The sequence below is a fragment of the Streptomyces pseudogriseolus genome (assembly GCA_002154585.1).
Lineage (GTDB): Bacteria > Actinomycetota > Actinomycetes > Streptomycetales > Streptomycetaceae > Streptomyces > Streptomyces pseudogriseolus.
The window spans coordinates 1-14,818 of the sequence record MUNG01000164.1; the positions used below are offsets into that span (position 1 = coordinate 1).

The 14,818-nt window shown below is 72.5% G+C and carries 12 protein-coding genes and 2 pseudogenes; 5 read left to right on the plus strand and 9 right to left on the minus strand.

Features of this window, described 5'->3' with window-relative positions:
• The 3 genes and pseudogenes from CCN29_RS16170 to CCN29_RS16180 all read right to left on the minus strand — a co-directional run.
• Window positions 1-558, minus strand: a pseudogene (locus CCN29_RS16170) (1-phosphofructokinase family hexose kinase); the annotation flags it as partial.
• Complete coding sequence (locus CCN29_RS16175; RefSeq protein WP_006131146.1) at window positions 555-1,316, minus strand: DeoR/GlpR family DNA-binding transcription regulator; 762 nt, start codon at window positions 1,314-1,316, stop codon at window positions 555-557. The gene CCN29_RS16175 and the pseudogene CCN29_RS16170, both read right to left, overlap by 4 nt.
• Before the next feature lie 189 nt (window positions 1,317-1,505).
• Complete coding sequence (locus CCN29_RS16180) at window positions 1,506-3,035, minus strand: MFS transporter (RefSeq protein WP_086682667.1); 1,530 nt, start codon at window positions 3,033-3,035, stop codon at window positions 1,506-1,508.
• Between the two features lie 62 nt (window positions 3,036-3,097).
• Here CCN29_RS16180 and CCN29_RS16185 point away from each other — a divergent pair.
• Window positions 3,098-4,057: pseudogene (locus CCN29_RS16185) on the plus strand (helix-turn-helix transcriptional regulator); the annotation flags it as partial.
• A gap of 463 nt (window positions 4,058-4,520) precedes the next feature.
• On the opposite strand, the gene CCN29_RS16190 reads toward CCN29_RS16185, so the two are convergent.
• Window positions 4,521-5,237: a TetR/AcrR family transcriptional regulator gene (locus CCN29_RS16190; RefSeq protein ID WP_006131143.1), complete on the minus strand. Its 717-nt coding sequence runs from the start codon at window positions 5,235-5,237 to the stop codon at window positions 4,521-4,523.
• A 457-nt stretch (window positions 5,238-5,694) separates the two neighbouring features.
• Entirely contained in the window at window positions 5,695-6,693 is a 999-nt protein-coding gene (locus CCN29_RS16200; RefSeq protein WP_006131142.1) for a sigma-70 family RNA polymerase sigma factor, read from the minus strand.
• Window positions 6,694-6,890: 197 nt separating this feature from the next.
• Here CCN29_RS16200 and CCN29_RS16205 point away from each other — a divergent pair, with 197 nt between their 5' ends.
• Window positions 6,891-7,406, plus strand: coding sequence for a GNAT family N-acetyltransferase (locus CCN29_RS16205; protein WP_031023010.1), 516 nt, complete (start codon window positions 6,891-6,893; stop codon window positions 7,404-7,406).
• A gap of 21 nt (window positions 7,407-7,427) precedes the next feature.
• Here CCN29_RS16205 and CCN29_RS16210 read toward each other — a convergent pair whose 3' ends face one another.
• Window positions 7,428-8,213 carry a dioxygenase family protein gene (locus CCN29_RS16210; RefSeq protein ID WP_006131140.1) on the minus strand — a complete coding sequence of 262 codons (786 nt, stop codon included), beginning with the start codon at window positions 8,211-8,213 and terminating at the stop codon, window positions 7,428-7,430.
• A gap of 152 nt (window positions 8,214-8,365) precedes the next feature.
• Here CCN29_RS16210 and CCN29_RS16215 point away from each other — a divergent pair, with 152 nt between their 5' ends.
• Window positions 8,366-8,884: a MarR family winged helix-turn-helix transcriptional regulator gene (locus CCN29_RS16215; protein ID WP_031023008.1), complete on the plus strand. Its 519-nt coding sequence runs from the start codon at window positions 8,366-8,368 to the stop codon at window positions 8,882-8,884.
• Window positions 8,885-8,986: 102 nt separating this feature from the next.
• Here CCN29_RS16215 and CCN29_RS16220 read toward each other — a convergent pair whose 3' ends face one another.
• Both CCN29_RS16220 and CCN29_RS16225 read right to left on the minus strand, forming a co-directional pair.
• Window positions 8,987-10,543 (minus strand): MFS transporter, encoded by a 1,557-nt coding sequence (locus CCN29_RS16220; RefSeq protein WP_006131138.1) that lies wholly within the window; start codon window positions 10,541-10,543, stop codon window positions 8,987-8,989.
• A 147-nt stretch (window positions 10,544-10,690) separates the two neighbouring features.
• The gene (locus tag CCN29_RS16225) at window positions 10,691-11,338 is read right to left on the minus strand and encodes a TetR/AcrR family transcriptional regulator (RefSeq protein WP_006131137.1); all 648 of its coding nucleotides are present in this window, start codon (window positions 11,336-11,338) and stop codon (window positions 10,691-10,693) included.
• Window positions 11,339-11,768: 430 nt separating this feature from the next.
• On the opposite strand from CCN29_RS16225, the gene CCN29_RS16230 reads away from it, so the two are divergent.
• Together CCN29_RS16230 and CCN29_RS16235 are read left to right on the plus strand one after the other, a co-directional pair.
• Complete coding sequence (locus CCN29_RS16230) at window positions 11,769-13,061, plus strand: M6 family metalloprotease domain-containing protein (RefSeq protein WP_086682675.1); 1,293 nt, start codon at window positions 11,769-11,771, stop codon at window positions 13,059-13,061.
• A 91-nt stretch (window positions 13,062-13,152) separates the two neighbouring features.
• The gene (locus CCN29_RS16235) at window positions 13,153-13,971 is read left to right on the plus strand and encodes an SAM-dependent methyltransferase (RefSeq protein ID WP_006131135.1); all 819 of its coding nucleotides are present in this window, start codon (window positions 13,153-13,155) and stop codon (window positions 13,969-13,971) included.
• Between the two features lie 91 nt (window positions 13,972-14,062).
• Here CCN29_RS16235 and aroC read toward each other — a convergent pair.
• A partial coding sequence (gene aroC, locus CCN29_RS16240; protein WP_086682676.1) for a chorismate synthase occupies window positions 14,063-14,818 on the minus strand: 756 nt, incomplete at its 5' end.

The following is a 14,818-nucleotide window of genomic DNA, read 5'->3' on the forward strand; positions in this document are numbered from 1 at the left end:
CCACGGCCTCGGCGAGCTCCTCGGCGTTGGGTTTGACGACGTCGGGGTGTTCGGGGAGGGCGGCGCGCAGGGCGGGGCCCGAGGTGTCCAGGGCGATGCGCAGGCCGGCGGCGTGGACGCGGGCGACGAGTTCGGCGTACCAGGAGGGGGCGAGGCCGCGGGGGAGGCTGCCGCAGCAGACGATCCAGTCGGCGCCGGCGGCGTGGCGGCGGACGGTGTCGAGGAGGTGTTCCTGTTCGGCGGGGGTGAGGTCGGGGCCGGGTGCGTTGATCTTCGTGAGGACGCCGTCGGCCTCGGCGAGGGCGATGTTGGAGCGGGTGGCGCCGGCGACCGGGACGGGGGCGACCTCGATGCCCTGCGCGTCGAGGAGGTCGGCTACGAGGGCGCCGGGGGCGCCGCCGAGCGGCAGGACGGCGACGGTGCGGCGGCCCNNACGTTGACGCCCTTGCCGCCGGGGTCGACGCGTTCGCCGGTGGCGCGGACGACCTCGCCGCGGTCCAGGGACGGCACCTCGTAGGTGCGGTCCAGGGACGGGTTGGGGGTGACGGTGAGGATCATGCGCGTACCACTTCCGTGCCGCCGGCCTCGATGGCGGCGGCGTCCTGCGGGGTGAGTCCGGTGTCGGTGACGAGGAGGTCGACGTCGTCGAGGCCGCCGAAGCGGGCGAAGTGTTCCTGGCCGTGCTTGGTGGAGTCGGCGAGGAGCACCACGCGCCGGGCGGCGGCCAGCGCGGCGCGTTTCACGGCGGCCTCGGCGAGGTCGGGGGTGGTGAGCCCGTGCTCTGCGGAGAAGCCGTTGGCGGCGAGGAACAGCACGTCGGCGCGGATCTCGGCGTACGCGCGCAGTGCCCAGGCGTCCACGGCGGCGCGGGTGCGGTGCCGTACGCGTCCGCCGACGAGGTGGAGCTGGATGCCGGGGTGGTCGGCGAGGCGGGCGGCGATGGGCAGGCTGTGGGTGACGACGGTGAGGGAGAGGTCCGGGGTGAGGATGCCGGCGAGGCGGGCGGCGGTCGAGCCGGCGTCGACGATCATCGTGCCGTCGGCGGGGACCTCGGCGAGGGCGGCGCGGGCGATGCGGTCCTTCTCGTCGGCGGCGGTGGTCTCGCGTTCGGCGAGGTCGGGCTCGAAGTCGAGGCGTCCGGCGGGGATGGCGCCGCCGTGGACCCTGCGGACGAGTCCGGCGCGGTCGAGGGCCTTGAGGTCCCGGCGGATGGTCTCGGCGGTCACCTGGAACGCCTCGGCGAGCGAGACCACGTCGACGCGTCCGCCGTCGCGCGCGAGGCGCAGGATCTCCTGCTGCCGCTCCGGTGCGTACATGACCGCCTGCCTCCCGGTTCCGTCCACGCCCACGTGCGCTGACGCGTCCGCGTCCGTGTCCGAACGTGTGATTTCGGTGGGAGGCTACGTCGGGATGTCCGGAAAGTAAACAGTCGAAGCCCGGAAACGGGCATGACCGGGCGTCCGGTCATGCCCGTTTCCGGGCTCCAGCACGTCGGTGCGGTCCCGTCAGGGCACCAGCTCCGGCTCCTTCTCCCCCGCCACCGGCGCCTCTTCTCCGAGGTCCGCGCCCTCGACGTGCTGTGCCGGCCGCTTCGGCAGGGCGAACATCAGCAGGAAGATCACTCCGAGCACCGCGGCCACCCAGCCCAGTGCGTGGGTGAAGCCGTCCACGAAGGCCGGGCCCGTCTCGGCGGGCGCGAGCGGCTCGTCGATGACACCGAAGAACACCACGGACACCAGGCCCAGGCCGAGCGCGTTGCCCATCTGCTGCACGGTGTTGATGAGCCCGGACGCCGATCCGGCGTGCTCGCGCGGCACCTCGGACAGCACCGCGTCGGTCAGCGGCGCCACGATGAGGCCCATGCCGACACCCATGACGGCCAGCGGCAGGACCATCTGCCAGGAGCTGATGGCGAGTCCGTACCGTTCGGCCTCGGCGAGGTAGATCAGCACGCCGGCCGCCATGACCAGGGCGCCCGCCTGGAGCACCTTGCGGCCGAAGCGCGGGACGAGCTGCTGCACGGACACCCCGGCGGCCACCGACACCGCCACGGAGAACGGCACGCCCGTCAGCCCGGCCCGCAGGGCGCTCCAGCCGAGCCCGATCTGCATGTACAGCGTCCAGACCAGGAAGAACACGCCGAGGCCGACGCCGAACACCGTCTGCACGGCGATGCCCGCCGCGAAGCTCTTCACCCGGAACAGCGACAGCTCGATCAGCGGGGACCCGTCCCGGGCGCCCTTGGCCCGCTCGTACGCCACCAGGACCGCGAACACGACCAGCGCGCCGGCCATCGACACGTAACCCCACACCGGCCAGCCCAGCTCGCGGCCGCGGGTGAGCGGGTAGAGCAGCATGAGCAGGGCGAGGGTGACGAGGGCGACGCCGGGCAGGTCGAGCTTCAGGGCTCGCGGCGCCTTGGACTCGGTGATGAAGCGGCTGCCGAGGACGAGAGCGGCGACGCCGACCGGCAGGTTGATGAGGAAGATGGGCCGCCATTCCAGCCCGAACAGGTTGCCCTGGGTCAGCAGCGCGCCGAGGAGGGGTCCGGAGACCGCGCCGAGGCCGACGATCGCCCCGAACAGTCCGAAGACCTTGCCGCGTTCGTGCGCCGGGAAGGTGGCGTGCACGATGGACAGCACCTGCGGCACCATCAGCGCGGCCATGGCGCCCTGGAGGATGCGGGAGGCGACCAGCATCTCGGGGTTCACGGCGAACCCGCACAGGGCGGAGGCGACGGTGAAGCCGCCGATGCCGAGCAGGAAGATCCACTTGCGGCCGTGGATGTCGCCGAGCCGTCCGCCGGTGACCAGACCGGCGGCGAAGGCGAGCGCGTAACCGGCGGTGATCCACTGGATCTGGCTGAAGCTGGCGCCCTCGTCGCGCTGGATCGACGGGACGGCGATGTTGACGATGGTGACGTCGACGAGGTCCATGAAGGCCGCGGTCATCACGATGGCCAGCGCGAACCAGCGCCGGCGGTCGCCCGTGGCGGGCTCCGGTGTCCGAGCGTGAGCGATGTCGGTGGAGTGCATGGCGCCGACGCTAGGACTCCAGTAGGTCAGATCCGGTCCTAGTGGTGCGGCATGCTCGGAGCATGACGACGGACACCCCGGCACGGCTGCTCCAGTTGCTCTCCCTCCTCCAGACCCCCCGCGAATGGCCCGGCGGCGAACTGGCCGACCGGCTCGGCGTCTCCCGGCGCACGGTGCGCCGGGACATCGAGCGGCTGCGGGACCTCGGCTATCCCGTGCAGGCGTCGATGGGCGCGGACGGCGGCTACCGGCTGGTCGCGGGGAAGGCGATGCCGCCGCTGGTGCTGGACGACGAGGAGGCGGTGGCGATCGCGGTCGGGCTGCGGGCCGGCGCCGGGCACGCCCTGGAGGGCGTGGACGAGGCGTCGGTACGGGCCCTGGCGAAACTGGAGCAGGTGCTGCCCGGCAGGCTCCGGCACCGTGTCAGCACCCTCCAGGCCGCGACGACTCCGCTGACCAGCGGGGACGGTGCGACCATCGCCCCGGAGACGCTCACGGTGATGGCGTCCGCGGTGGCCGGGAACGAGCGGCTGCGGTTCTCCTACCGGGCGGCCGACGGCACCGAGTCCCGGCGCCTGACGGAACCCCACCGGCTGGTGTCCACCGGCCGCCGCTGGTACCTCGTCGCGTACGACCTCGACCGCGCGGACTGGCGCACGTTCCGCGTCGACCGGGTCGGCGACCCGTTCGCCACGGGCGCCCGCTTCGCACCGCGCGAACTGCCGACGGGCAGCGCCGCGGAGTTCCTGCGCCGGTCCATGTACCGGGCGCAGGAGTCGTACGAGGCCGTCGTCACGTTCGCCGCGCCCCCCGCGAAGGTCACGGCACGGCTCCCGCACTGGGTGGGCGCGCCCGAGCCGCTGGCCGACGGCAGGTGCCGGCTACGGGCGACGGTGAACGACCCGAAGGACTGGCTGGCGGTACGCCTGGCCATGACGGGCCTCCCCTTCACCGTCGAGGCGCCACCGGAACTGGCGGAGGCGACGAGAGCACTGGGCGCACGTCTGATGGAGGCGGGGGGCGGCCTGGGCACGGGGGGTGCCCAGGGCACGGCGGGAACGGGGAGTCCCCGAGGCACGGGGAGTGCCCAGGGCACGGCGGGCACGGGAGACGCAGGGGACGCGGGGAGCGCGGCAGGTGCGCCGGGCCCGACGGCTGCCGCGGGCACCGCCAACGCGGGCAGCGCGGCAGACGCCACATGCCCGGCGGGCACGGAAGGCGCAGGGCACGCGGAGAGCCCGGCAGGTGCGCCAGGCCCGACGGCTGCGGCGGGCAGCGCGGCAGGCGCCACGTGTCTGGCGGGCGCGAAAGGCGCAGGGGACGCGGAGAGCCCGGCAGGTGCGCCGGGCCCGACGGCTGCCGCGGGCACCGCCAACGCGGGCAGCGCGGGCGGCACCGCGAGCGCAGGCACAGCGGACGCGGCGGGCGCCGCAGACGCGGCTGAGTAGCACCCCGGGGTCTCCGGGCGCCCCACTCCCCCGCACCTCACCTACCGCCCGCTTCCCCCACCACCCCGTCCCAAGGAAAGTCCCGCAGCGCGGCCAGATTCGTGGCCGCGAGTTCCGCCGGGCTGTCCGGGCCCTTCGCCGGGCCGTCGCCGGACGCCCAGCTCTCCATGGCGGTGCGGACGGCGGCGCCGGCGACGGCCGCGGCGAAGCACAGGCGGGTGCGGGCGGCGACGCCGGCGTCCGGGTGCGGCGGCCGGCCGCCGTTCAGCCGGTGGGCCAGCGCGTCCGCCAGGTTCTGTTCCGAGGCACGGCAGGCCTCCGCCCACACCCTGCCGAGTGCGGGATTGTCCGCCGCGAGCCGGATGAGGGTGCGGACCCAGTTCCAGGACTCCTCGGTGACCCCGAGCCCCGGGGTGAGGGTGTGCCGCGCGGCCTCCTCGAGCACGCTCGGCAGGGGCGTCCCCGCGGGGGCGTTGCGCACCGCGTCCACCCAGCGCCGGGCGCCGAGGGCGTAGAGGGGGCCGATGGCCTCCTCCTTGGTGGGGAAGTACCGGTAGAAGGTGCGCGGCGCGACGCCCGCCGCCTGGGCGATGTCCTCGGCGCGGGTGGCGCGCAGCCCGTGCCGGACGAAGAGTCCCGCGGCGGTGCGCGCGATGTGCAGGCGGGTCTGCGCCTTGCGTCGTTCGGTCAACGAGCCGTCGCCGGCCGGGTCTTCGGGGAACGGCGGGGGCGGCGTCGGGGTGGTGCTGCTCACGTTCGGCAGACTATGCCCATGTGGCACAATCTGCCATCTGGCGGGCCACCCCGGGGTTCAGGTCCGGGGTGACCCGCTATGAGCGCGGCACGAAGCACCGAGCGCGACACAGGGCAAAAGCCGGGCCCGACGCCCGGGGGGACAGGCGCCGGACCCGGCGGGGGAAGTCCCGGCGCCGGGGGGGGTGGTGCGTCGGGACGTGGTGCGTGGGCCGGCCCGGGGGCCCGAGGCCCCAAGGCTCGCGTACTGCTGGGTTCACCCGTCTTGTTCCCTGGCCCCCGCGGGTTGAAGCGGCGGGGAACAGCCATGTTTTGCGCGGTCTTCCGCCACCCGGCGCACGCGGCTCGCGCCCCTCACGCGACCGCGCGGGACCCGGCCGTCACGCGCGGCCGTCACGCGCCACAGGAGGCTTACGCGCGCGGGGGCCGGCCGCCGCGCAGGCGGCCGGGAACTCCCGTCACGCCGCCGCGTCGAACCCGGTGGAACGGGCCAGCTTCTTCAGCTCGAGCAGCGCGTGCTTCTCGATCTGGCGGATGCGCTCGCGCGTCAGTCCGTGCTCCTTGCCGACCTCGGTCAGCGTCCGCTCGCGGCCGTCCTCGATGCCGTAGCGCATCTTGATGATGGAGGCCGTGCGCTGGTCGAGGCGGCCGATCAGGTCGTCCAGCTCCTCGCTGCGCAGCAGCGTCATCACCGACTGCTCCGGCGACACCGCGGAGGTGTCCTCCAGGAGGTCGCCGAACTGGGTCTCGCCCTCGTCGTCCACCGACATGTTCAGCGAGACCGGGTCGCGGGCCCAGTCGAGCACGTCGGTGACGCGCTCCGGCGTGGAACCGAGCTCGGCGGCGATCTCCGCGGGCTCGGCGTCGCGGCCGTGCTCACGGTTGAACTCGCGCTGCACGCGCCGTATCCGGCCCAGCTCCTCCACCAGGTGGACGGGCAGACGGATGGTGCGCGACTGGTCGGCTATGGACCGGGTGATGGCCTGCCGGATCCACCAGGTGGCGTACGTCGAGAACTTGAAGCCCTTGCGGTAGTCGAACTTCTCGACCGCGCGGACCAGGCCGGCGTTGCCCTCCTGGATCAGGTCGAGCAGCGGCAGACCGCTGCGCGGGTAGCGGCGGGCGACGGCGACGACCAGTCGGAGATTGGAACGGATGAAGACGTCCTTCGCCCGCTCGCTCGCGTCGACCAGGGCCTGGAGCTCCTCGGGGGTGGCTCCGGCCTTGTTCTCCTCGAGGCCGTCGAGAATCTGTCGTGCGAACACACCCGCTTCGATGATCTGCGACAACTCGACCTCCTTGGCGGCGTCGAGCAGCGGCGTGCGCGCGATCTCGTCGAGGTACATGCCGACCAGGTCGCGGTCGGCGATCTCGCCGCCATGGGCGCGAACACTGCTTGCCGAGTCGACCGTCTCGCCGGAGGCGGACTGACGACGGGCGACGGCACGGGTTGCCATGCGTGCTCCCTTGCGATGATGAGGTCAGCGGGCGGTCCTGCGGACACTCGGCACGGTCTTCAGGGTCTCTTCCGGACTCTGCTCGGGTGCCCGCATCCGTAGGAAACAACGACTGGAATCAGGACAGAATTCCCAACCCGTCCCCCGATTTTTCTGATCATGCGGTACCCTCTCCGGCCACGCGGGGAGGAGCGACGGTGTCGGATCACGCAGAGGTGCAGGTCAGGCCGGGGGACGAGGGCGACCTGGTGGCCCTCACCGACCTCTACAACCACTACGTACGTGAGACGGCCGTCACGTTCGACACCACGCCGTTCACTCCGGCGGAGCGACGCCCCTGGCTGCTCTCCCACCCTGTAGACGGCCCCCACCGCCTGATGGTTGCCACGGCGGCGGACACCGGCCGTGTCCTGGGCTACGCCTCGTCGAGCCCGTTCCGCGCGAAGCCCGCCTACGCGACGTCCGTGGAGACCACGGTGTACGTCGCCCCGGACGCCGGCCGGCGCGGCATCGGCACGCTGCTCTACCAGGCCCTTTTCGACGCCCTGGCGGACGAGGGCCTGCACCGCGCCTACGCGGGCATCGCCCAGCCGAACGCCGCCTCGACGGCGCTGCACGAGCGCTTCGGCTTCCGGTACGTCGGCACGTACCGCGAGGTGGGTCACAAGTTCGGCCGCTGGTGGGACGTGGCCTGGCACGAGAAGGAGCTCTGAGCTCCGCGCCGACAGCCCCTCTCAGCCGAACTGCACCGACCGCTTGGCCAGCCCCATCCAGAACCCGTCGATCACGGACTTCTGTTCCCCGAGCTCCCCGGCCGCGTCGGCGGCGCCCATGGTGACGAAGAGCGGGGCGAAGTGCTCGGTGCGCGGGTGGGCGAGCCGGCCCGCCGGGGACTTGCGGGTGAAGTCGAGCAGCGCGTCCACGTCCCGCGCCTGGAGCGCCTCCCTGCCCCACGCGTCGAACTCGGCCGACCAGGCGGGGATGCCGCCCTGGCGCAGCGCGGCGAGGTTGTGGGTGAAGAACCCGGAGCCGACGATCAGCACGCCCTCGTCGCGCAGCGGCGCGAGACGGCGGCCGATCTCCATCAGTTTCACCGGGTCGAGGGTCGGCATGGACACCTGGAGGACGGGGATGTCGGCCTCCGGATACATCTCGACGAGCGGGACGTAGGCGCCGTGGTCCAGGCCCCGGTCGGGGACGTCCTGGACGGGGGTGCCGGGGGCGCGCAGCAGCTTGCGCACGGACGCGGCGAGTTCGGGGGCGCCGGGGGCGGGATAGGTGACCCGGTAGTAGTGCTCGGGGAAGCCCCAGAAGTCGTAGACCAGGGGGACGGTCTCGGTGGCGCCGAGGGCGAGCGGGGCCTCCTCCCAGTGGGCGGAGACGACGAGGATCGCCGTGGGGCGGGGCAGGCCCGCGGACCAGGCGGCCAGCTCGCCGGGCCAGACGGGGTCGTCGGCCAGGGGCGGCGCGCCGTGGCTGAGGTAGAGCGCCGGCATGCGCTCCTGAGTGGCGGCGGTCATGACGGCGACTCCTTCCCGCTCGTACGAGAACTCGTACGTGAACGCGCACGTGGACTCGTACTCGATCTATTACTTGAACTCTCAAGCTCTACGGGGCGACTGTACCCCTCGTTTGTTTAACCTTCAAGGAGAGCGCCCGTACAGTGGAGTACATGAACACGGCACCCGCATCTTCGGCAGCCGCCGGGGAGCCACGCTGGCTCACCGACGAGGAACAGCGCGTCTGGCGTGCGTACGTCGACGCCACCACGCTCCTGGAGGACCACCTCGACCGTCAGCTCCAGCGGGACGCGGGCATGCCGCACGTCTACTACGGCCTGCTGGTCAAGCTGGCCGAGGCGCCGCACCGGCGGCTGCGGATGACGGAGCTGGCGAAGGACGCCAAGATCACCCGCTCCCGCCTCTCGCACGCGGTGGCCCGCCTGGAGCGCAACGGCTGGGTCCGCCGGGAGGACTGCCCCTCCGACAAGCGCGGCCAGTTCGCCGTGCTCACCGACGAGGGCATGGAGGTGCTGCGCCGCCACGCCCCCGGCCATGTCAACGCCGTACGGCAGGCGGTGTTCGACCGGCTCACCCCGGAACAGCAGAAGTCCCTCGGCGAGATCATGGGGATCGTCGCCGAGGGACTTCAGCCGTGCGAAGCGGGTGCGGACCTGCCCTGGCTCCGCTGACGCCGCGGAAGCCGGGGCAGGTCCTGGGGAGCCGCGCGGAAGGGGCGTCCCCTTCCCCTCCCGCACGGGTGGCTCCGTGGACGCGGCCCGTGGGCCGGTGGGTCAGTGCATGGCCACCGGTACGGCCGCCTCGTTCTCCACGGCCGCGTCGGAGGAACCCGCGACCGTGGTGCCGCCCGGACGGCCCGCGTTGATCAGGGTCAGGGCGATGGCCGCGGCCGCCACCAGGATCCCGACCGCGAACCAGATGGCGCTGGTGTACCCCTGCACCTGACCCTGGAGCTGGACCAGCTGCTGCTGGGCCCGGCCCGATGCGCCGCCGATGTGGTCGGCGACGTAGGCGGTGGTGGCGGAGGCGGCGATGGTGTTCAGCAGGGCCGTGCCGATCGCGCCGCCCACCTGCTGCGAGGTGTTCACCATCGCGGAGGCGACACCGGAGTCACGCGGCTCGACGCCCAGGGTGGCCAGCGACATGGCCGGCATGAACGCCGTACCCATGCCGAGACCGAGCAGCAGCATGCCCGGCAGCAGCACGGCCGCGTACGAGGTGCCGATCTCCAGCTGGGTCAGCAGCAGCATGCCGAGCGCGGCGACCAGGAAGCCGGGGCCCATCAGCAGCCGGGGCGCGACCCGGGTCATCAGCCGGGTGCCGATCTGGGTGGAGCCCGTGATCATGCCCGCGATCATCGGCAGGAAGGCGAAGCCGGTCTTCACCGGCGAGTATCCCTTCACGACCTGGAGGTAGTAGGTGAGGAAGAGGAACAGGCCGAACATCGCGATGATCGCCAGGCCCAGCGACAGGTAGACCCCGCCGCGGTTGCGCTCGGTGATCACGCGCAGCGGCAGCAGCGGCGCCTTGACCCGCGCCTCCACGGCCACGAACGCGGCGAGCAGCACGGCGGAGGCGACGAACATGGAGATGGTGAGGGTGTCGCTCCAGCCCTCGGACTCGGCGCGGGTGAAGCCGTAGACCAGCGCGACCAGACCCAGGGTGGAAAGGATCACGCCGGGGATGTCCAGCGGGGAGCGGTTGCGGCCGCCCGCGGGCTCACGGATGACGAAGTACGCGCCGGCCGCGGCGACCACGGCGAACGGGATGTTCACGAAGAACGTCCAGCGCCAGTCCAGGTACTCGGTGAGGAAACCGCCGAGGATCAGGCCGACGGCGCCGCCGCCACCGGCGATCGCGCCGTAGATGCCGAACGCCTTGGCGCGCTCCTTGCCGTCGGTGAACATCACCGCGAGCAGCGACAGCGCGGCGGGCGCGAGCAGCGCGCCGAACGCGCCCTGGAGTGCGCGGGCGCCGAACATCATCGCCTCGTTGGTGGCCGCGCCGCCCAGTGCGGACGCCAGCGCGAAGCCGCCGAGCCCCACCACGAAGGCGCGCTTGCGCCCCCACAGGTCGGCTATCCGGCCGCCGAACAGCAGCAGACCGCCGAAGGCAAGGGCGTAGGCCGTGACCACCCACTGGCGGTTGCCGTCCGAGATGCCGAGGTCCTGCTGGGCGGAGGGCAGGGCGATGTTCACGATGGTGGCGTCCAGGACGACCATCAGCTGGGCGATCGCGATGAAGACGAGCGCTTTCCAGCGGTTGGCGTCCGGGGCGCCGGCGTCGACGCGGCCCGGGGCCTTACCGGCCGAAGAGACTGTTTCAGACATGGGGGTACCCACTTCGGGACATGTAGCGGAATGAATGTGTGAGTAACGAAAAATCGGGCGTGTTTCGGCACCGGCTCGTCCCCGTCGACGGCCGTGAACACCGTTGCCCGTGATCAGGACGGGCGGCCTGGTGGCGTCAGGAGTGGCTCAGCGGCGCAGGTCCTCCACGGTCACGGCCGAACCCGGCAGGGCGGAGCGGGCGGGCGCCCGCATGCCGTCCAGGAACAGCTGGAGGTGGCGGTGGACGAAGCGGTCGGCGTTCATGCAGGCGGTGCCGGCCGGGGGCCGGCTCAGCTGCGCGACGCCCACCATCAGATCGCCGTACTCCACGTCGTCCCGCAGCTGGCCGGCCTCACGGGCGCGGTCCATGAGCCGGGCGACGAGAGCCTCGACGCGTCGCCGCGCCTCCTCCAGGTCGGGGTGGCTCCGGTCGAAGGTGCTGGAGACCATCGGGCACAGCGCACTGATCCGCTCGTCGGCGGCCGTGTGCGCGAAGCGCTCCAGCGCCTCGAAGGCATCCCCGGTCTCGCTGAGCGCCTGCTCGGCCGCCCGCACCGTACGGTCCATGACGGAGCAGACGACCTCACGCACGAGCGCGTCGCGGTCGGGGAAGTTGCGGTACACCGTGGCGTTGCCGACGCCGGCCCGGCGGGCGATCTCGTCGAGCGGGACCTCGGGCCCGAACTCGGTGAACATCTCCCGGGCGGCGGCGACGATCCGCTCCCGGTTGCGCAGGGCGTCGGCGCGGGGCCGGGGCGCCTTGCGCGGCACGGGGGTCACGGTCGTCGCGGTCACGGTGCACTCCTCGGGGTGTGGCTCTGACGTCTGGTCCGCGTCTGCGGTGATCTGTACGTCCGCACTGATCGTGTCTCTGCGGTGATCGTGTCCCTGCAGTGATCGTGTCCCTGCAGTGATCGTGTCCCTGCAGTGATCGTGTCCCTGCAGTGATCTGTGCGTCTGCGGTGATCGCCGCGTCTGCGTTGTCTGCGTGTCTGCGGTGAACCGGGGATCGATTCCCCGGATCGTGCGGACACAGGTGTAAACGGGGAGACGATCCCCGGTTATTTCCCGCCCCGGAAGTTTTTCCCGTGACCCAGGTCACATTCTCCCGCTCACCCGGCCCCACGATCGGACCACCCGGCGAGCACGCCCCCGACCAGTGACGCAGGGTGATCGGGAGGGTGCAGTCGGAGACGGCGGCTGCCGTGCGGAGCGGAGGTCCCCCATGCAGCCGCAGCCGAGCCGAGGCCGGATATCCCCGCGCCGACTGGCCGCCCTGGGTTCCGTCGCCGCCCTCACCCTCGCGGTCTGCAGCTCGGCCGGCACCGGCCACCTCTCCCCCACGACCACCGCACCCGGCGCCGGCCCGAGCGCCCTCTCCCGCAGCTCCGCCCACGGCCCCTGCATGATCGGCAGCGACCGCGACGTCCAGATGTCCGAGGGCATCCCGACCGACCCCGGCTACACCCGCTCCACCGGCACCGTCCGCGCCCTCACCCTGATGATCGACTTCTCGGACGCGCCCGGCGAGGGAGACGCCCTGGACCGCTACCGGGAGTTCTTCCCGCAGACCCGCGAGTGGTTCACCACCAGCTCCTACGGCCGCCTCGACTACCGCCCCGAACTGCCCGTCCCCGAGTGGCTCCGCATGCCCAGGTCCTTCCGCCAGTACGGCATAGAGCGCGGCGCGCCCTTCGACCCCGGCTACCGGGAGCTGATCCGCGACATCGTCGCCGAGGCCGACACGAAGGTGGACTTCCAGGCGTACGACCTGGTGAACGTCCTGGTCACCCCCAACGCGGGCCCCGCCGCCCTGGACACCGTCCTGTCCGTCACCTTCGCCGGCAACGACGAGGCGCCCACCGCCGACGGCCGGCCCCTCTCCAACGCGTCGTTCGTCTACTCCCGCCAGGACGACGGCTCCGGCTCCTACGCCCGCACCGGCTACCGCGTCCTGCCCCACGAGAACGGCCACGTCTTCGGCCTGCCCGACCTCTACACCGCCGAGGGCGGCGGCGCGGTCGGCCACTGGGACATCATGAGCGAGGACTGGGGCGCCAACAACGACTTCCTCGCCTGGCACAAGTGGAAGCTGGGCTGGCTGGACTCGTCCCAGGTGCGCTGCGTGGCCCAGCGCGGCTCACGGGAGTACGTCCTGACGCCGCTGGCCCGCGCGGGCGGCCCCAAGCTGATCTTCGTGCCGCTCGACGCCCACTCCGGATACGCGGTCGAAGTGCGCACCCGCGGCGGGAACGACGAGGCGGTGTGCCGGCCGGGCGTCCTGATCTACCGGGTGGACGCGGACGTGGACACGGGCATGGGCCCGATCCGGGTGCACGACGCCACCCGGGACAGCGGCGGCTGCACCCGGGCCCCCAACGTGCACGCGGAACTGTCGGACGCGACGTTCGCGCCGGGCCAGAGCTTCGTGGACCGCGAGGAGGGGGTACGGGTGGCGGTGCTGGCCGGGGACGAGGACGAGTACCGGGTGCGGGTCACCCGCACGACGGCACCCTGACACGCCCGCCGCGAGGGGGTGCCCCCTCACCCTCAACTCCCGCCGCTAGGTTGCTCCTTGACAGCTGCTGGCCTGGCTCAGGGAGGACGTAGTGTCGGAGATATCCGCGGCATCGCTCGAGGCGCGCAAGCGCATCAGGACGGACCAGCCGCACACCGCCCGCATCTGGAACTACTGGCTCGGCGGCAAGGACAACTACCCGGTCGACCAGGCCGCCGGCGACCAGATCCGTGCCCTGCACCCCGGCATCGGCGACTACGCCCTCGCCGACCGGCAGTTCCTCGGCCGCGCGGTGCGGCACCTGGCCGGCCCGTGCGGCATCCGCCAGTTCCTCGACATCGGCACAGGCCTGCCCACCGCCGACAACACCCACGAGGTCGCCCAGCGCGTCGCCCCCGACTCCCGCGTCGTCTACGTCGACAACGACCCCATCGTCCTGGCCCACGCCGAGGCGCTGCTCACCAGCACGCCGGAGGGCGTCACGGCGTACCTCGACGACGACCTGCGCAACATCGACGCCGTCCTCGAACAGGCCGCGCAGACCCTCGACTTCAGGAAGCCGGTCGCCCTGGTCCTGCTCGGCGTGGTCATCTTCATCGAGGACGACGAGGAGGCGTACGGGGTGGTGCACACCCTGATGGACCGGCTCCCGTCGGGCAGCCACCTCGTCCTCTCCCACACGATCACCCGCCCGGACATGCCGGACGTCGACGCGGCGGTCGCCTTCTGGAACGAACACGGCACCCCGAAACTGACGCAGCGCACACCGGGCGCGGTGTCCCGCTTCTTCGAGGGCCTCGACCTGCTGGAACCGGGCGTGGTCTCCTGCAACCACTGGCGCCCGGAGGACCCGTCCGGCGAACTGCCGGCGGAGGTGGCGATGTTCGGCGGGGTGGGGCGGAAGGGGTGAGGTCGAGGAGGCCGGGGCAGGGCGATCTGTCCAGGGCAGGGGCGCCCTGCCCTTCCCCTCCCCGGTCCACCACCCGCCCGGCGTCGGGGGCTCACCGGATCGCCAGGTGGTCGAGATACGAGGTGACGTTGCGGCGGGTCTCGGTGACGCTGTCGCCGCCGAACTTCTCCGCCACCGCGTCCGCCAGCACCAGGGCGACCATGGCCTCGGCGACGATGCCGGCCGCCGGGACGGCGGAGACGTCGGAGCGCTGGTGATGGGCCTGCGCCGGCTCGCCGGTGGTGACGTCCACCGTCCGCAGGGCGCGGGGCACGGTCGCGATCGGCTTCATCGCCGCGCGGACGCGCAGCAGCTCGCCGGTGGACAGGCCGCCCTCGGTGCCGCCGGCCCGGCCGGAGACCCGCCTGATGCCCTCGGGGGTGCTGACGATCTCGTCGTGCGCCTTCGAGCCCGGCACCCGGGCCAGTTCGAAGCCGTCGCCGATCTCGACGCCCTTGATGGCCTGGACGCCCATGAGGGCGCCGGCCAGCCGGGCGTCCAGCTTGCGGTCCCAGTGCACGTGCGAGCCGAGGCCCACGGGGACGCCGTAGGCCAGCACCTCGACGACGCCGCCGAGGGTGTCGCCGTCCTTGTGCGCCTGGTCGACCTCGGCGACCATCGCCTTCGAGGTGTCCGCGTCCAGGCAGCGCAGCGGGTCGGCGTCCAGCTTCTCCACGTCGCCCGGCGTCGGGTACACGCCCTGCGGGGCCTTCACCGAGCACAGCTCGACGACGTGGGAGACGATCTCGACGCCGGCCGTCTCCTTCAGGTACGACCGGGCCACCGCGCCGAGCGCCACCCGGGCGGC